Origin of the sequence: Blastococcus colisei (assembly GCF_006717095.1) — a bacterium.
In the GTDB taxonomy this organism is placed as follows: domain Bacteria; phylum Actinomycetota; class Actinomycetes; order Mycobacteriales; family Geodermatophilaceae; genus Blastococcus_B; species Blastococcus_B colisei.
The window spans coordinates 3,641,915-3,658,915 of record NZ_VFQE01000001.1; the positions used below are offsets into that span (position 1 = coordinate 3,641,915).

16 protein-coding genes and 1 pseudogene are annotated in these 17,001 nt (G+C 73.6%); 10 read left to right on the top strand and 7 right to left on the bottom strand.

Annotation, left to right across the window (positions count from 1 at the left end; translation table 11 throughout):
- The 9 genes from cobO to FHU33_RS17360 all read left to right on the top strand — a co-directional run bounded on the left by cobO (position 1) and on the right by FHU33_RS17360 (position 8,041).
- Positions 1 to 615: a cob(I)yrinic acid a,c-diamide adenosyltransferase gene (gene cobO / locus FHU33_RS17320; RefSeq protein WP_142026446.1), complete on the top strand. Its 615-nt coding sequence runs from the start codon at positions 1 to 3 to the stop codon at positions 613 to 615.
- The gene (locus FHU33_RS17325) at positions 612 to 2,027 is read left to right on the top strand and encodes a cobyrinic acid a,c-diamide synthase CobB (RefSeq protein WP_142026447.1); all 1,416 of its coding nucleotides are present in this window, start codon (positions 612 to 614) and stop codon (positions 2,025 to 2,027) included. Before cobO ends, FHU33_RS17325 begins: the two co-directional genes overlap by 4 nt.
- Positions 2,014 to 2,706, top strand: coding sequence for an energy-coupling factor ABC transporter permease (locus tag FHU33_RS17330; protein ID WP_142026448.1), 693 nt, complete (start codon positions 2,014 to 2,016; stop codon positions 2,704 to 2,706). Before FHU33_RS17325 ends, FHU33_RS17330 begins: the two co-directional genes overlap by 14 nt.
- Positions 2,703 to 3,011, top strand: a complete 309-nt coding sequence (locus FHU33_RS17335) for an energy-coupling factor ABC transporter substrate-binding protein (RefSeq protein ID WP_142026449.1) — start codon at positions 2,703 to 2,705, stop codon at positions 3,009 to 3,011. Before FHU33_RS17330 ends, FHU33_RS17335 begins: the two co-directional genes overlap by 4 nt.
- Entirely contained in the window at positions 3,008 to 3,745 is a 738-nt protein-coding gene (cbiQ, locus tag FHU33_RS17340; protein WP_142026450.1) for a cobalt ECF transporter T component CbiQ, read from the top strand. Before FHU33_RS17335 ends, cbiQ begins: the two co-directional genes overlap by 4 nt.
- Entirely contained in the window at positions 3,742 to 4,587 is an 846-nt protein-coding gene (locus FHU33_RS17345) for an energy-coupling factor ABC transporter ATP-binding protein (protein ID WP_142026451.1), read from the top strand. The genes cbiQ and FHU33_RS17345 overlap by 4 nt, the downstream gene beginning before the upstream one ends.
- A complete protein-coding gene (gene cobC / locus FHU33_RS17350) occupies positions 4,584 to 6,080 on the top strand; it encodes an Rv2231c family histidinol phosphate aminotransferase CobC (RefSeq protein ID WP_170182495.1) in 1,497 nt (498 codons plus the stop codon). Before FHU33_RS17345 ends, cobC begins: the two co-directional genes overlap by 4 nt.
- A complete protein-coding gene (cobA, locus tag FHU33_RS17355) occupies positions 6,077 to 7,357 on the top strand; it encodes a uroporphyrinogen-III C-methyltransferase (RefSeq protein WP_246063764.1) in 1,281 nt (426 codons plus the stop codon). The genes cobC and cobA overlap by 4 nt, the downstream gene beginning before the upstream one ends.
- A gap of 174 nt (positions 7,358 to 7,531) precedes the next feature.
- Positions 7,532 to 8,041 carry an ATP-binding protein gene (locus FHU33_RS17360; protein WP_142026454.1) on the top strand — a complete coding sequence of 170 codons (510 nt, stop codon included), beginning with the start codon at positions 7,532 to 7,534 and terminating at the stop codon, positions 8,039 to 8,041.
- Positions 8,042 to 8,308: 267 nt separating this feature from the next.
- Here FHU33_RS17360 and FHU33_RS26260 read toward each other — a convergent pair.
- The 4 genes and pseudogenes from FHU33_RS26260 to FHU33_RS17380 form a co-directional block, all read right to left on the bottom strand.
- Positions 8,309 to 8,416, bottom strand: a pseudogene (locus tag FHU33_RS26260) (NAD(P)-binding protein); the annotation flags it as partial.
- Positions 8,409 to 9,884: a flavin-containing monooxygenase gene (locus tag FHU33_RS17370; RefSeq protein ID WP_211355166.1), complete on the bottom strand. Its 1,476-nt coding sequence runs from the start codon at positions 9,882 to 9,884 to the stop codon at positions 8,409 to 8,411. The pseudogene FHU33_RS26260 and the gene FHU33_RS17370, both read right to left, overlap by 8 nt.
- Before the next feature lie 82 nt (positions 9,885 to 9,966).
- Positions 9,967 to 11,514 (bottom strand): acetyl-CoA acetyltransferase, encoded by a 1,548-nt coding sequence (locus FHU33_RS17375; protein WP_142026456.1) that lies wholly within the window; start codon positions 11,512 to 11,514, stop codon positions 9,967 to 9,969.
- Positions 11,515 to 11,534: 20 nt separating this feature from the next.
- A complete protein-coding gene (locus FHU33_RS17380; protein ID WP_170182496.1) occupies positions 11,535 to 12,146 on the bottom strand; it encodes a TetR/AcrR family transcriptional regulator in 612 nt (203 codons plus the stop codon).
- A gap of 114 nt (positions 12,147 to 12,260) precedes the next feature.
- Here FHU33_RS17380 and FHU33_RS17385 point away from each other — a divergent pair, with 114 nt between their 5' ends.
- A complete protein-coding gene (locus tag FHU33_RS17385) occupies positions 12,261 to 13,400 on the top strand; it encodes an acyl-CoA dehydrogenase family protein (RefSeq protein ID WP_211355167.1) in 1,140 nt (379 codons plus the stop codon).
- 92 nt (positions 13,401 to 13,492) lie between these two features.
- On the opposite strand, the gene FHU33_RS17390 is transcribed toward FHU33_RS17385, so the two are convergent.
- From FHU33_RS17390 to FHU33_RS17400, 3 genes are all read right to left on the bottom strand, one after another.
- Complete coding sequence (locus FHU33_RS17390) at positions 13,493 to 14,128, bottom strand: trimeric intracellular cation channel family protein (protein WP_142026459.1); 636 nt, start codon at positions 14,126 to 14,128, stop codon at positions 13,493 to 13,495.
- 73 nt (positions 14,129 to 14,201) lie between these two features.
- Positions 14,202 to 14,843, bottom strand: coding sequence for a TetR/AcrR family transcriptional regulator (locus FHU33_RS25085; protein ID WP_342778685.1), 642 nt, complete (start codon positions 14,841 to 14,843; stop codon positions 14,202 to 14,204).
- Positions 14,840 to 16,990 (bottom strand): 3-hydroxyacyl-CoA dehydrogenase NAD-binding domain-containing protein, encoded by a 2,151-nt coding sequence (locus tag FHU33_RS17400; RefSeq protein WP_142026461.1) that lies wholly within the window; start codon positions 16,988 to 16,990, stop codon positions 14,840 to 14,842. The genes FHU33_RS25085 and FHU33_RS17400 overlap by 4 nt, the downstream gene beginning before the upstream one ends.
- Between the last annotated feature and the right edge of the window lie 11 nt (positions 16,991 to 17,001).

The window sequence follows — 17,001 nt, forward strand, 5'->3', positions numbered from 1 at the left end:
GTGCCGAAGGGACAGGTCGAGTCCGTTCCCGCCGACGGACTGACCACGCGACAGCGACGGAACCGTCCCCTGCTGGTCGTCCACACCGGTGAGATGAAGGGAAAATCCACCGCCGCGTTCGGCATGGCGATGCGCGCCTGGAACCAGGGCTGGCCGGTCGCGGTCTACCAGTTCGTCAAGAGCGCCAAGTGGAAGGTCGGCGAGGAGAGCGCGCTGACCGCACTGGGCCGGGTGCACGAGCAGACCGGCGAGGGGGGACCGGTCGTCTGGCACAAGATGGGCAGCGGCTGGAGCTGGTCGCGCCGCCAGGGCACCGAAACCGACCACGCCGCCGACGCCGCCGAGGGCTGGGCGCAGATCAAGCGCGACCTGGCTGCGGAGGCGCACCGCTTCTACGTCCTCGACGAGTTCACCTACCCCATGACGTGGGGCTGGGTGGACGTGGACGACGTGGTGGCGACGCTGCGCGACCGTCCCGGCACCCAGCACGTGGTGATCACCGGCCGGAGCGCGGATCCCGCATTGGTCGAGGCCGCAGACCTGGTGGTCGAGATGACCAAGGTCAAGCACCCGATGGACGCCGGTCAGAAGGGCCAGCGGGGGATCGAGTGGTGACCGGGGTCAGGCGGGTTCCACGGATCGTGCTCGCCGCACCGTCCAGCAACGCGGGGAAGACATCGATCGCCACCGGACTGGTCGCGGCGCTCACGGCACGTGGGCTCGCCGTCTCCCCCCACAAGGTCGGTCCGGACTACATCGACCCCGGCTACGCGGGCCTGGCCGCCGGGCGACCGGGCCGCAACCTCGATCCGTGGCTCGTCGGGGAGGAGCGGATCGTCCCGCTGTTCCTCCGAGGCGCGCTGCATCCCCGCCCGGCCGACGTGGCCGTGATCGAGGGCGTCATGGGCCTGTTCGACGGGGCAGCGCACCCCTCGGTCAAGCCCGGCTTCGCCTCCACCGCGCACGTCGCGGCGCTGCTCCAGGCCCCCGTCGTCCTCGTCGTCGACGCCGCCTCCCAGGCTCGCTCGGTTGCCGCCCTGGTGCACGGTTTCGCCACTTTCGACCCGGCGGTGCGCCTCGGCGGGGTGGTTCTCAACCGGGTCGGCAGCGACCGGCACGAGGAGATCCTCCGGGAGGCGCTCGGCGCCTCGGGAGTGCCCGTCCTGGGCGCGATCCACCGGCTCGACCAGCTGCGCACCCCGTCCCGGCACCTGGGCCTGGTCCCGGCCGCGGAGCGCTCGACAGAGGCGCTCGCGACCGTCGACCGGCTCCGGCACGTCGTCGCAGACGGGGTCGACCTGGAGGCCGTCCTGGCCCTGGCACGCACCGCTCCTCCGCTCGACGCCACGCCGTGGGACCCGGCCGCGGAGGTGCGCACCGTCCCGGGCCGGCCACGGATCGCCGTCGCCGGCGGGCCGGCCTTCACCTTCAGCTACGCCGAGAACGCCGAGCTCTTGGCCGCCGCAGGTGCTGACGTGGTGACCGTCGACCCGCTGCGCGACGAAGCCCTTCCCGCCGGGACGGCGGGCCTGGTCGTCGGCGGCGGTTTTCCCGAGGTCCACGCCGCCGAGCTGTCGGCCAACGAGACCCTGCGCGCCGACGTCGCCGCGCTCGCCGCCCGCGGGGCGCCGATCGCCGCGGAGTGCGCGGGGCTGCTGTACCTGGCCCGCGAGCTCGACGGCGTCCCGATGTGCGGGGTCCTGGACGTCCGGACGGCGATGTCCCCGCGGCTCACCCTTGGCTACCGCGCGGCCGTGGCGCCGGCCGACTCGGTGCTCGCCCCGGCGGGCACGCGGGTGCGCGGCCACGAATTCCATCGCACCCACGCTCAGCCGGCCGCGAGCGCGACGCCCGCCTGGCAGTGGCCGGAAGGTGGCCAGGGCCCCGCCCGGCCCGAGGGTTTCGTGGCCGGTGGGGTGCACGCCTCTTACCTGCACCTGCACTGGGCCGGCTCCCCGAGGATGGCCTCCCGGTTCGTCGCCGCGGCCGTGCGGCTCACGGAGGGGCTGCAGCATGCACATCGCTGAGGGATTCCTGCCTGCGTCCCACGCCGTCGGCTGGACCGTGGCCGCCGCGCCGTTCGTGGTCCACGGCGCCCGGGCTGTGGTCAAGGAGGTGCGTGAGAACCCGGAGTCCACACTGCTGCTGGGCGCGGCCGGTGCGTTCGTCTTCGTGCTCAGCGCCATCAAGCTCCCGTCCGTCACCGGCAGCTCCAGCCACCCGACCGGCACCGGGGTGGGCGCGATCCTGTTCCGGCCGCCGGTGATGGCGTTGCTCGGCACCGTCGTCCTGCTCTTCCAGGCGCTGCTGCTGGCGCACGGCGGGCTCACCACGCTGGGGGCGAACGCGTTCGCCTTCGCCGTCGTCGGGCCCTGGGCCGGGTACGGCGCCTACCGGCTCATCCGGGCATTCGGCGGCGGGCTCCTGCCGGGCGTGTTCGCCGGCATGGTGCTGGCCGACCTGACCACCTACGTCACCACGTCGCTGCAGCTGGCGCTGGCCTTCCCCGACGCGAGCAGCGGCCTGGCGGGTGCCGCGGCGAAGTTCCTGGGCATCTTCGCCGTCACCCAGATCCCGCTCGCCATCGGCGAGGGGCTGCTCGGCGTCCTGCTGTTCCGGGTCCTGACGGTCAACGCCCGGCCGGAGCTGGAAAGGCTCGGCCTGCTGCAGCCCGCGCCGACGACGACCGCCGGTGATGCCGCATGAGCCGCCGCCCCCTCGTCAACGCCCTTCTCGTCGTCGCGGTCGTGGCGCTGTTCGCGGTCCCGCTGCTCCTCGACGGTGGCACGTCCGAGTACGGAGGCACCGACGCCGCCGTCACCGCGGACCTCGAGGCCGACGGCCACACGCCCTGGTTCGAGTCCGTCTTCAGCCCCGCCGGCGAGGTGGAGTCGGGGCTGTTCGCCCTCCAGGCGGCGATCGGCGGCGGCGTGCTCGGCTACGTCCTCGGCCGGTTGCGCGGCCGGCGGCTCGCGCAGGAGAAGCCAGGGCCGGGGAGCCCGGCGCCGTGACGGGACTGGCGGTCGACGACGCCGCCTGGACCAGCGCCTGGCGACACCGCTCCCCTGGCGACAAGCTGCTGCTCTGCGGCGGTCTGGTCGTATGTGCCCTCCTCCTGCCGGCCTGGCCCGGCAGCGTGCTCGTCGGACTCGTCGCGGTCGGGCTGGCGCTCGGCCCGGCCCGGGTCCCGGCCCGCACCTTCGGCCGGGCGGTCCGCCTGCCGCTGGCCTTCGTCACCGTCGGCGCGCTGACCGCGGTCGTGGCGGTGGACGGCGACGGGATCGGCTGGGCGCCCGACGCCGCGGCCCGGGCCGGATCGCTGGCCGGGCACGCGCTCGCCGGCAGCGCCGCCGTGCTCCTGCTCGCGACGACCACGCCGATGTCGGACCTGCTGCCCGCGCTGCGCCGGATGCGGGTGCCCGAGGCGGTCGTCGAGGTGGCGTCGGTCGTCTACCGGCTGCTGTTCGTGCTGCTGGACAGCCTTCGCACGATCCGCGAGGCGCAGACCGCGCGCATGGGTTATTCGTCGCTGCGCCGCTCGTACCGCTCCTCCGGCGTGCTCGCCGCCGCGGTGCTCACCCGCTCCTGGGACCGCGCCCGCCGCATGCAGGCGGGGCTGGCCGGCCGGGGTCTCGAGACCGGCCTGCGGGTGCTGCCCGAGGCGCTGCCCTCCTCGCGCGCCTTCCTCGTCACCACCGGCGCCGGCCTGGCCGGTATTGTCGCGGCCTCGCTGGCGATCGCATGAGTCACCGGTCGCTGGCCGCCCAGGGGCTGGTTGTCGGCTACGAGCGCGGCGCGCGGGTCCTCGACGGTGCGTCGCTCACGGTGCCTGCCGGGCGCAGGTTGGCCGTGCTCGGCGCCAATGGTTCCGGCAAGACCACGCTCCTGCGTTGTCTCTCCGGCGCGCTGCGCCCCACAGCCGGCGCCGTCACCGTGGACGGCACACAGTTGGAGCACTCCCGCCGAGGGCTGCGCGCGCACCGCCAGACCGTGCAGCTCGTGCTGCAGGACCCGGACGATCAGCTGTTCAGCGCCTCGGTCGCACAGGACGTCTCGTTCGGCCCCCTGAACCTGGGGCTCGACGAGGCGGAGGTCCGCGCCCGCGTGGCCGAAGCCCTGGACCTGCTTGCCGTCGATCACCTGGGCGACCGGCCCACCCACCAGCTGTCCTACGGGGAGCGCAAACGGGTGGCGATCGCAGGCGCCGTGGCGATGCGCCCCTGCGTGCTCCTCCTGGACGAGCCGACCGCCGGCCTCGACCCGTCCGCTGTCACGGAGACGCTCGCGGCGTTGGCGCGGCTGCAGGATCACGACTCCACCGTGGTCATGAGCACCCACGACGTCGACCTCGCGCTGCGGTGGGCCGACGAGGTCGCCGTAGTGGTGGACCGGACCGTCGTGCAAGGACGACCGGACGACGTGCTGGACGACCGTCCGCTGTTGGGGCGCGCCCGGCTCGACCGGCCGTGGGCGCTGGCCGTCGGTGCCCGGCTTCGTGCGCTCGGGCTGCTGCCCGTCGACGCGATACCCCGGGACGCCGCCGGCCTGCTGGCCGCCCTCCCGGAGTCCCCGGCCGTGCGCAGGTGATCACCGTCGGGGTGGGCACGTCGACCGGGGTGAGCGCGGATGAGGTGCTCGCCGCCGTGGACGCGGTGCTGCCCGACGGAGTGACCCGGGTCCGGCTGGCGACCCTCGACGTGCGGGCAGGTGAACCGGGACTGCAGGACGCGGCAGCCCGGCGGGGATGGGAGCTGGTCGGCCATCCGGCCACCGCCCTGGCCGACGTCCGGGTGCCCACGCCGTCCGACCGGGTGGCCACAGCCGTGGGTAGTCCGTCCGTGGCGGAGGCCGCGGCTCTTCTGCACGGCGACACGCTCGCCGTGCGAAAAACGGTGCACGGCCGGGTGACTGTCGCGGTGGCCGTGAGCGGACAGCTGCGTGAGCGTCGCAGGGAGGCGGTCGCCGACAGGGAGGGAGCATCGCAGCGAGGATCGAGCGAGGAGCGGAGCGCACCGCAGGAGCGATCCGTGGACGCCGTGACGGACCTGCGCCACCACGGCGATGCCGAACTGGCTCCTGGCCTCATCGATCTCGCCGTCAACGTGCGGGCCGATGCCCCTCCGGACTGGCTGCGCACCGTCCTGCATGCGGCCATCGACGCCTCGGCGGCCTATCCCGATCCAGCGCCGGCACGCGTCGCGGTCGCCGCCGCCCACGGTCGCCCCCCTGACGAGGTGCTGCTCACCGCCGGCGCCGCCGAGACGTTCGTCCTCGTCGCCCGGGCCGTGCAGCCGCGCCTCGCCGCCGTCGTCCATCCCTCGTTCACCGAGCCGGAGGCCGCACTGCGGGCCGCCGGGCACCCGGTCACCCGCGTCGTCCTCGGGTCCAGGGATGGCTGGCGGCTCGATCCGTCCGCTGTGCCCGAGGACGCCGACCTCGTCGTTCTCGGCAACCCGACGAACCCCACGTCCGTGCTCCACCGGGCGGCCGACGTCGCCGCCCTGGCCCGGCCTGGTCGGGTGCTCGTGGTGGACGAGGCCTTCGCCGACACGGTTCCCGGCGAACCGGAGTCCCTCGCGACCCGGCGGGACCTCCCCGGGCTGGTGGTCGTCCGCAGCCTGACCAAGACCTGGGGACTGGCCGGCCTGCGGGTCGGCTACGCGCTCGGCCCGGCACATCTGATGGCGCTGTTCGCGGCGCAGCAACCGCACTGGCCGGTCTCGACACCCGCCCTCGCGGCGCTCGTCGCGTGCACGACGCCGACCGCTCGCGCCGAGGCCCACGACGCTGCCCGGCAGCTCGACCGCTGGCGGAAGGTCCTGCTGGAGACCCTGCCCTCCTCCGTGATGGTGGAGGGACACCCGCGGTCGTCGTTCGTCCTTCTCCGCGCCCCCGATGGGCTGCGGGTGCGGGAGGAGCTCCGGCGACGGGGCTGGGCGGTGCGCCGCGGGGACACCTTCCCCGGCCTGACGAGTGACCACCTGCGCGTGGCCGTCCGTGAGCCCGCCGTCTCGCGAGCCTTCGCCGCCGCCCTCACCGAGATCCTGCATCCCGTCCCGACATGCGAGGAGACCATGTGACAACCGCTCCTCAGGCACGGAGCTCCACGGCCGTCCTCCCGGTGGGGCTCCGGCTGCTCGGGAGGCGCGTGGTCGTCGTCGGCGGCGGACCGACCGCGCACCGGGAGACAGCCGGGCTCCTGGCAGTGGGTGCCGACGTGGCCGTCGTGAGTCCCGCACTCACCCCTGCGCTGGACGCGCTGGCGATCTCCGGGGGCGTGTCGTGGATCCGCCGGACCTTCACCGAGGGAGATCTCGACGGCGCCTGGTACGCCGTAGCGGCCACCGGCGACGCAGGCGTCGACGCGAAGGTCGCAGCGGAGGCCGACTCCAGGCACATCTTCTGCACGCGCACCGAATCCCACGAACTGTCCAGCGCCGTCGTCCAGGCCACCGCCGGACGCGACCGGCACTGCGAGGAGCAGGGTGCCGCAGAGGGCCTCACCGGCTGCGTCGTGCTCGTCGGTGGTGGTCCGGGCGACCCCGGATTGATCACCGTGCGCGGACAGCAGGCTCTGTCGCAGGCCGACGTGGTCGTCGTCGACCACCTGGCCCCGTGGCCACTGCTGGGCGTTCTGCGGCCGGGAGCCGAGGTCGTGGACGCCTCCAAGCTGCCACGCGGGCGCTCGATGGCCCAGGAGGAGATCAACGCTCTGCTGGTCTCCCGCGCGCGTGCCGGCAAGTACGTTGTCCGGCTCAAGGGCGGCGACCCGTTCGTGTTCGGCCGCGGGATGGAAGAGCTCCTCGCGTGCGCCGCCGCGGAAATCCCGGTCGAGGTGGTCCCCGGTGTCACCAGCGCGGTAGGGGTACCGGCGGTCGCCGGGATACCCGTGACCCACCGCGGGCTGACGCACGAATTCGTCGTCATCTCCGGGCACCTTCCGCCGGGGCATCCGCAGTCCCTGGTCGACTGGTCCTCGATCGGCCGCCTGCGGGGCACCGTCGTCGTCCTCATGGGGGTCGAGAACGCCGCCGCCATCGCGGCCACGCTGATCGACCACGGCCGGCCGACCGCGACGCCCGTCGCGGTCGTGACCGACGGGACGACGGCGAGCCAGCGCACGGTGCGGACGACCCTCGAGCACCTCGGGACGACGATCCGCGACGAGCACATCCGCCCACCTGCCGTCTGGGTGGTCGGCGAGGTCGTCCAGCTGGCCGCCGAGACCGTCGCGCGGACGTCGGCCGGTGCGCCTCGAGCCGATGAAGGGCGGTCTGGTGCGTCCACCAGACGCGGTGCGGGGGGCGATCGTGACGTCGAGGGACGGTCGGTGACCGTGATCGTGCCGCAGGTGTAGGTGAGGCAGCCGCCCTCGGCCGGTGACTCGGCGACCTCGCTCACCGAGGCTGTTCCTCGCGCAGCGAACCCACCCCGCACTGGCCTCGACCGCCGCAGCAGGCGATGCCGGAGGCGATCACCTAGAGTGTCGGAGCGTCCGCTCGTCGGACGCCCCGAGTCCGGAGCGGAGGGCATGAGCCAGACGTTGTGGGCGCGCCGGCCACCACCGCAGCGGGCCACCACCTCGGCCGCGGATCGCTGGGAAGGCGCGCCGGCCACCGCGGCGGACCTGACCGCCCTGCGCGTGCGCTTGCACGCCGCGCTGCTCGACGGTGCGCGTCCGCCCGGCGCCACGGACGACGACGTCGAGCGGCTGCTGCTGGCCTTCGAGGAGCTGACGTCCAACGGGCTGCGGCACGGGCAGGCGCCGGTGCGGGTCACCGTCGTGGACACCGGCACCGGCTGGCTGATCGACGTCACCGACGCCGCCGTCGACCGGCCGCCCGTCCCGGCCGTCGGCCGGGATGCTGCCGAGGGAGGGCTCGGCCTCTACCTGGTCGCCCGGTTGTGCGCGGCCCACGGCTGGACGGCCGAGAACGACCGCAAGCATGTGTGGGCGCGCATCGACTACACCGCCACGGGCGAGGACGACGCCTCTCCGCCACCCTCGACGCTGCCCCGCCCCCGGAGACCGCGCGGTTGACCGGCGGGGCCACCGCGGGTATCCCGCGCCTCCGCCCGCACAGCAGCCATCCCCCGTCAGGACCCGAAGTGGACGGGCGTGCAGATCTCGCGGGTCAGACCCCGTGGACGATGCTCTGCAGGTCGGCGGCCATCCGGGTCGCCTCGCGCGAGGCCCCGACGATCGCGTCCTGCGCCTGGGCCGTGGACGCACTCTGCTCCTCCACGGCGAGCGGCGCAGGTCCCAGGAGGTCCTCGGCAGGTCATCGTCGGCGAACCGCCGTCCGGCCTCCAGCACCGTGACCTGGTAGCCCTTCTCGGTCAGCCGCAGGGCGGCGGTGCTGCCACCGAAGCCGCTGCCGACGACCACGACAACGGTGTGCTCGGCCTCAGGCACGGGCCCCTCCGGTCATCGCCGGGGGTGCCGGCTCGAACTGCTCGAGCCGGAGCCGCCGCAGCCGGCGACGGAAGGTGAGCGTGGAGGCCGGCCAGTTCTGCGTGTTGCGGCCGCTCTCGGTCAGGTACCAGCTGCGGCAGCCGCCGGCGAAGACTGTGTGCCCCGCCCGCTCCTGCACCCAGGAGTCGAACGTCTCGGCGACGTCGCGCCGGATCTCCAGCCACCGGGCCCGGCCGTCGGCCAGCGCGCGGACGCCCTGCACGACCCAGCCGATCTGCGCCTCGAGCATCACGAGGATCGAGTTGTGCCCGAGGTTCGTGTTCGGGCCGTAGAGGACGAAGAGGTTGGGGAACCCGGGGACGACGGTGCCGAGGTAGGCGCTGGCGCCGTCCTTCCACTGCTCGTGCAGGTCGCGGCCGTCGCGGCCGGTGATCTGCATCGGCGCGAGGAACTCGGTCGCGGCGAAACCGGTGCCGAGCACGATCGTGTCGACCTCCCGCTCGGTGCCGTCGGCGGTGACGATCGAGTGCGGCCGCACCTCGGCGATCCGGTCGGTGACGACGTCGACGTGCGGCAACTGCAGGGCGTCGTACCAGTCGTTGGACAGGAGGATGCGCTTGCAGCCCATCGGGTCGGTGGGCGTTAGCTTCTCCCGCAGCACCGGATCGGGCACCGACGCGTGCAGGTGCCTGCGGTACCGGGCCTTGTGCGCCGACAGCAGCCGCGGCTCGGTGTTGAAGCCCAGGGAGCGCAGCTCGTTGGAGAGGTAGTTGCCCTCGCGGGACAGCCGCAGCAGCCCGGGCACGCGTGCGTAGGCCTGCTTCGCCCGCCCGCGGTAGGCCCGGTCGGGCTTGGCCAGCACGTACGGCGCGGAGCGCTGGTAGACCGTCAGGCTCGCCGTCCGGGGCGCGATGGCGGGCACGAACTGGACGGCGCTGGCCCCGGTCCCGAGGACGGCGACCCGCTCGTCGGTGAGGTCGTGGTCGTGGTCCCACTGCGCCGAGTGGAACATGGTCCCCTCGAACCGGTCTCGCCCGACGATCGCCGGCGTGCTCGGGCGGCTCAGCTGCCCGGTCGCCGTGATGAGGACGTCGGCTTCGTGCTCGGCTCCGCCGGCAAGGGACAGCCGCCAGGTGCCGGTGGTCTCGTCGAAGGCGGCGGACAGCACCTCGGTGCCGAATCGGATGTGCCGGAGGACGTCGAAGTCGCGGGCGACGTCGCGCAGGTACTGGTGTATCTCCGCCTGCGGCGCGAACCGGCGCGACCAGTCCGCCTTCGGCGCGAACGACAGGGAGTAGAGGTGCGACGGCACGTCGCAGGCGGCGCCGGGATAGGTGTTCTCGCGCCAGACGCCGCCGACGTCGTCGCTCTTCTCGAACAGCACGACGTCGGAGACCCCGGCCTGCTCGAGGCGTACGGCGGCGGCGATCCCGCCGAAGCCGGAACCGATGATCGCGACCCTGGTCACCGCGCGCACCCTGCGGTTGCCAGCTCGCGGTCCACGAGGGCTCGGCGCTGCTCGGCGGACACCAGGGCACCGGGCTGGTCGGTCATGCGACATCTCCGGGGACGGTGACGACGGGCCGGCCGTCGCGCAGGGACAGCCGCACGGTGCGGCCCACGTGGGTGGTCGTGCCCTCCGGCAGGGCGGCGAGGGAGAACGCCGCGGCCGCCTCGGTGTCGCCCGGCGCGGTCGGGACGGCGACGCGCGCGCCGTCCGGCGTCCGGCCGACGACGAAGGCCTGCTCGGGGCCGCCGGACCGGCCGTGCTCGACCGTCAGCGTCTCGACCACGAGGTCGGTGCCGTCGGCGGCGAGCGGGGCGGCGTCGGCCAGGACCGGCGCGTCGGGGTGTGCGATCCGCTCCGGCTCCGGATCCCCGACGTAGCCCTCCGGATGAGGGCGGCCGGCCAGCACGATGGCGTGCTGGTAGCTGAGGTAGCCACCGTTGGCGTGCACCAGGCCGGTCGCGTCCGTCCCGCGCAGCCGCTGGGCCAGCGTGGCGATCGCGTGCAGCGAGTAGGTGTTCAGCGGACCGCCGAACGACGAGTGCCCGCCCGCGACGCTGAGGACGGCGTGCCGGTCGAGCCCCAGGTGCAGGCCCGCCAGCTTGGGCACCACCGGGAAGCAGCTGTAGACGTCGATCGCGTCGAGGTCCGATGCCTTCGTCCCCGTCCGCTCGAGCGCCCGGTCCAGCGCCACGCCGAGCGCCTCGGACCGGCCGAAGCCGGTGCGCCGCAGCGGGTCGGGCAGGTCGTCGGCCCCGGCGCCGCCCCACACGTAGGTGAGCCGCTCCTCCGGGATACCGGCCGCGCGCGCGACTGCCAGCGAGGTGACGACGACGGCGACGGGCTGGTCGACGTGCGGCATGGCGTTCATCGCCAGCGGATAGGGCTCGCAGATCATCCGGTTCCCCACGCCGGCAGTACCCACCTGTGCGGGCGCCAGCTCCTCGCGGTTCCAGGCCACCGGGTGCGCCGCCGCGACCCGGCTGTAGTCGCTGTAGAGCCGCGCCGACCACGCCGCGCCCTCCTGCGGGGTCAGCCCGAGATCGGCCTGCAGCCGGTTCTCGTAGAGCGGGTACACCCGGGTCGGCAGGAACAAGCCGGCCGCGAGCTGCTCGGCGGTGCCCAGCTCGCCGGGATTGAGTTCCGGCGCGCCGCCCGGCTCCGCCGACCAGCCCAGCTCCGCGACCGGGTCGACCCCCGCCCTGCCGAGGACACCGACCGAGGCCTGCGCCTCGCCGCCGACGATCACCGCCACTTCGCTGTCCCCGGCGGCGATCGCCGCGGCCGCCCGCTCGAGCAGCCGGGCGGGGGGGTGTCCGCCCAGGGCGGTGTTCTCCGAGACGCGGGGCCGTGCACCGATCCGCCTCGCGACAGCTGCGGCGAGGTCGGCGTAGGACCAGCTGGCCACCCGGACGGCGAGGACCGCATCCGCCCGGCGCAGCAGACCGGGGACGCCTGCGTCGCGCTCGGCGGCCTCCAGCGCCTCGGTCATCAGCGCCAGCGGCTCGCGCGCGTCGGCGACGGCGCGTTCACGGTTGGCACGCAGCTGCCCCGACCCGGCCAGGACAGGGATGCGCGACTCGTCGGGCAACGGATCTCCGCGCACGGGGGTCAGAGCCGCGCGGCGGCGGCGTAGAGGGCGGTGAGCTGGTCGAGCAGGTCGTCCATCGGCACGCGGGCCGGCATCGAGGCGTAGGCGATGATCAGCTCGACCAGTCCGCCGGTCAGCACGGCGGCACGCACCTCCAGGCCGGGCGCGGTGCCCCCGTCGTCCCGGAGCGAGCGCATGAGGCGCGCGGCGAGACTGCTGAAGGACTCCAGCAGGTGTCGGCGGTGCGCGCGGAACTGCTCGGTGGCGAGGGACTCCATGAGCGCGACGCGCACGGTCCGGGGATCGGCGGTGAAGTGGACGGCGAGGGCGCCGAGCACGGCGCGGGCCCGCGCCTGCGCGTCGGGCGCGGGTGCCGCGACGGCGGTGCGCACGGTGCCCTCTACCTGCTCGGCGATCCGGCCGGTGACGGCCAGGAAGAGGTCCTCGCGGCCGCCGAAGAGCTCGTAGAAGTACCGCGGGCTGAGCGTCGCGGCCCTGCACACGTCGGAGACGGTGCTGGCCGCCCAGCCGCGGTCGGCGAAGACCTCGAGGCCGGCGGCGAGGAACTGCTCGCGACGACGGGCGGTGCGTTCCTCCGCGCTCATCCCGGCGTACACGCGCTGCACGCTCATGGCCGCACCTTCCGTCGCCGGAAATCTTGAGCGATACCGTACAAGATGAAACGCACCGATCACGATGTGGAGTCGACACATCGACGTGTCGACACCCGGCAGCGAGGGAGAGACGTGACCGCCTGGGACACCGACGAGCGCCGGGCTCTGCGGGCGTCGGCCCGCCGCTTCACCGTGACCGAGATCGCCCCGCACCTGACCGAGTGGGAGGAGGCCGGCGCGCTCCCCCGCGAGCTGCACGGAAAGGCAGCGGCCGCCGGGCTGCTCGGCGTCGGGTTCCCCGAGGAGGTCGGCGGCCAGGGCGGCAGCCCGATCGACACGTGGGTGATCGCCGAGGAGATCATCGGCAACGGCGGGTCCAGCGGCGTGGTCGCGAGCCTGTTCACCCACGGCATCGGCCTGCCCCACCTCGTCGAGACCGGGAACCCGGAGCTGATCGACAGGGTCGCCCGCCCGGTCCTGGCCGGCGAGAAGATCGTGTCGCTGGCGATCACCGAGCCCGACGGCGGCTCCGACGTCGCCGGGATCACCACCCGCGCGGTCCGCGACGGGAACGAGTACGTCGTCGACGGCGCGAAGCTCTACATCACCTCGGCCACCCGGGCCGACTTCTTCACCGTCGCCGTCCGCACCGGTGGCGACGGCGCCGGCGGGGTGTCGCTGCTGCTGCTCGAACGCGGCATGCCCGGCCTGACCGTGTCGGCGCCGCTGGAGAAGATGGGCTGGCTGTGCTCGGACACCGCTGAGATCGCCTTCTCCGAGGTCCGGGTGCCGGTGGGCAACCTGATCGGCAGGGAGAACGAGGGCTTCTACGCGATCATGGGCCAGTTCGCCGCCGAGCGGCTGAGCCTGGCCGTGCAGGCCTACGCGACCGCCCAGCGCTGCCTGGACCTCACGCTCTCGTGGGTCAAGGAGCGGAAGACCTTCGGCCGCCCGTTGTCCAGCCGCCAGGTGGTCCAGCACAAGGTCGCGGAGATGGCGCGGCAGACCGACGTGGCCCGCGTCTACACCCGCGCGGTGATCGACTCCTGGCTGGCCGGCGAGAACGTGTTCAGCCAGGTGGCGATGGCGAAGAACACCGCCGTCGCCGCCTGCGACGTCGTCGTCGACGCGGCCGTCCAGTTGCACGGCGGGCTGGGCTACATGCGCGAGTCGGAGGTCGAGCGGCACTACCGCGACAGCCGGATCCTCGGCATCGGCGGCGGGACGAACGAGATCATGACCGAGATCGTCGCCAAGCTGCTGCTCGCCTGATCCGGAGCGTCGCTCCCCTTCTCGACGATATGCGCATGAATGCGGTTATCGGTGCGGCAGAACCGCGTTCATGCGCATCAGCGCGTCGGCGGTCAGGGGTCCTCGGGCGGCCGGCTGCCCGGCGGGAACGGCGCGTTCACGTCGAAGTGGACGCCGACCATCCGGATGGCGAAGCACACGGCGGCGGCACCGATGGCGGCGACCGCCCCCCGGGCGCCGAGCACGTCGGCGACGACGACCACGGTTGCCCCGACGAGCGCCGGGACGGCGTAGAGCCCACTGCTGAGCACCGACGGCACCTGGCGGATGAGCACATCGCGGATCGTGCCGCCCCCGACGCCGGTGAGCACGCCGACGATGACCGCCTGCGCGGGGCCGAAGCCGAGGTCGACCGCCTTGAGGGCGCCGGTGACGGCGAACAGGCTCAGCCCGGCGGCGTCCAGGACGTTGATCGGCCCGTTGAGCCGTTCCAGGTGGCGACCGGAGAAGAACGCGATCAGCCCCCCGCCGGCGGCCACGGCCAGGTATCGCCAGTCGAGGAACGTGGCCGGGGGCAAGCTGTCCAGGAAGACGTCGCGGATGGTGCCGCCCCCCAGGGCGGTGATCATGCCCAGGGTGACCACCCCGACGATGTCGAGCCGGGTGGCGCGCAGCGCGGTCAGGGCGCCGTTGAGGGCGAAGGCGAACGTGCCGACGAGGTCGAGCACGAGCAGCGCCGTGGTTGCCATGGCCCGACCCGCTCCTCGCCCCTCTGACGCCGATGTGCGGACGTCACCTTCCCAGAAGGGCCGGACCCCGCGGTCAGGAGGAGGACGGCGGCGTGAAGGCCTCGACGATCGTGCCCCAGTGCTGCAGGTACGGGCCGGTGCGAGGCGCGTCGGGCTGCAGCGCAAAGGTCATCGCCTGGCCGCGCATCGAGGTGAGCAGCACCTGGTAGAGCGCCTCGGCCGACGGGTGCCCGGCCACCTCCCCGCCGAACACCTCGACGGCCAGGCGGCGCAGCTGCGTGCCCAGCCGCCGCTCGTGGGGCAGCAGCGCCGCCCGCAGCTCGGGGTCGGTGCGCGCCGCCGTCCACAGCTCCATGGCGGCGACGAACAGCGGCCCGTGGAAGCGCTGCCAGACCAGCTCGATGCCCTGGCGCACCCGCGCGGCCGGCTCCTCGGGGAGGTCGACGGCGGCTTCCCGGACGCTGCGGCTGAACTCCTCGTAGAGCTCGTCCATGGCTGCGAGCACCAGGTCGGACTTGGTGGCGAAGTGGTGGGTCAGCGCCCCGCGGGAGACGCCGGCGCGGCGCTGCACCTCCTGCGTCGTCGTCCCGGCGTGGCCGAGCTCGACCAGGCACTCCACCGCGGCCCGGACCAGGGCAGCCCGGGTGGCCGCCCGCCGCTCCGCCTGCGTGCGGCGGATCGGCGGGCGGGTCTCCGGGGTCGCGGACGAGGTCAGCTCGCCACCGCTGCGCGGAGGCTGCCGGCCGGCACCGCGCGCTCCAGCAGGATCGCCGGCGGGCGGAACCGCTCGCCGTAGGCGGCGGCCAGCTCGTCGGCCCGTGCCACGAACCCGGCGACGCCGCCCGCGTACTGGTCGACGTACTGGAGCACTCCCCCGTAGAGCGGCGGGAAGCCGATGCCCATGATCGAGCCGATGTTGGCGTCCTCGACGGAGTTGAGCACCTTCTCCTCGACGCAGCGGGCCGTCTCGACGGCCATGGCGAACAGCAGCCGCTCCTGCGCATCTCGGAACGGCACGGCGTCGGTCGTCGGGAACAGCTCGGTCAGCCCCGGCCACACCCGCTTCTCCGGCTCCCAGTCGAAGAACCCCTCGCCGGCGGACCTGCCGGTGCGGCTTTGCTCGACCAGCGCCCTCAACACGGCCACCCCCGGGTGGTCGTCGGTCGCCCCTGCCTTGGCGGCCTCGTCGCGGATCTTCAGCGGCAGGGTGAGCGTCACCTCGTCGAGCAGGGTGAGCGGCCCGGCCGGGAAGCCGGCCTGCAGCGCGGCCCGCTCGACGCTCATCGGCGCCAGGCCCTCGGCGAGCAGCGCCGCGCCCTCGAGCACCATCGTGCCGAAGACGCGGCTGGTGAAGAAGCCGCGGCTGTCCTGGACGACGATCGGCGTCTTGCCGATCTGCCGGACGACGTCGTAGGCGCGGGCGAGTGCGGCGTCCGACGTCCGCTCTCCCACGATCAGCTCGACCAGCGGCATCTTGTCCACCGGCGAGAAGAAGTGCATGCCCACGACGTCGTCCGGCCGCTGCACGCCCTCGGCGAGGCCGGTGATCGGCAGCGTGCTCGTGTTGGAGGCGAGCAGCGCGTCCGGCAGGGCATTGGCCTCCGCCTCGCTCAGCACCCGGTGCTTGAGCGCCTGGTCCTCGAAGACCGCCTCGACGATGACGTCGCAGCCGGTCAGGTCGGCGGCGTCGCCGGTCGGCGTGATGCGGGCCAGGACGGCGTCCGCCTTCTCCTGCGACATGCGACCGCGGGACACCTGCTTGCCCACCGACGAGGCGACGTGCGCCCTGCCCTTCTCGGCGGCCTCGGTGCTCACGTCCTTGAGGACGACGTCGACGCCGACCTTGGCGAAGGCGTGCGCGATGCCTGCACCCATCATCCCGGCGCCCAGGACGCCGACCTTGCGCGCGGCGTACGGGTCCACGCCGTCGGGTCGGGAGGACCCGCCGTTGATGCGGTTCAGGTCGAACCACAGCGCCTGGATCATGTTGGTCGAGATCTGGCCGACGACGAGATCGACGAAGTACCGGCCCTCGACGGTGAACGCGGTGTCGACGTCGACCTGCAGGCTTTCCACCGCCGCCGACAGGATCGCGTACGGCGCCGGGTAGGGCGCGCCCTTGAGCTGCTTGGTGAGGTTGGCCGGGAACGCCGGCAGGGTCGACGCCAGCGACGGCGACGACGGCGTGCCGCCGGGCACCTTGTAGCCCGTGACGTCGTAGGGCTGCTGCGCGGTCTCGTTGTCCAGGACCCACGTGCGCGCCTTGGCGAGCAGCTCGTCGGGGTCGGCGGCCAGGTCGTGCACCAGCCCGAGCTCCATCGCCTTCGAAGGGCGGATCTGCTGGCCCTGGAGCAGCAGCTCGAGCAGCGCCGTCGTCAGGCCGAGCAGCCGCACCGAGCGCACGATCCCGCCGCCACCGGGCAGGAGCCCGAGGGTGACCTCGGGAAAGCCGAGCCTGACCTTCGGGTCGTCGAGGACGATGCGGTGGTGGCAGGCCAGCGCGATCTCCAGGCCACCGCCGAGGGCAGCGCCGTTGATCGCCGCGGCGACCGGGATGCCGAGGGTCTCCAGCCGGCGCAGCTGGCGCTTCACCAGCGTGACCTGCGCCAGCACCTCGTCACTGCGCTCCGGCGTCGCCTGGATCAGGCTGCCGAGGTTGCCGCCGGCGAAAAAGGTCTTCTTGGCGCTGGTCAGGACGACGCCGCGGACGGACTCCTTCTCGCGCTCGAGCCGGTCGACGGTCTCGCCCATCGAGGTCACGTACGCGTCGTTCATGGTGTTCGCCGACGACGAGGGGTCGTCGAGGGTGAGCGTGACGACGCCGTCGGCGTCCTGCTCCCAGCGGATGGTGCTGTCGCTCATCAGAAGACTCC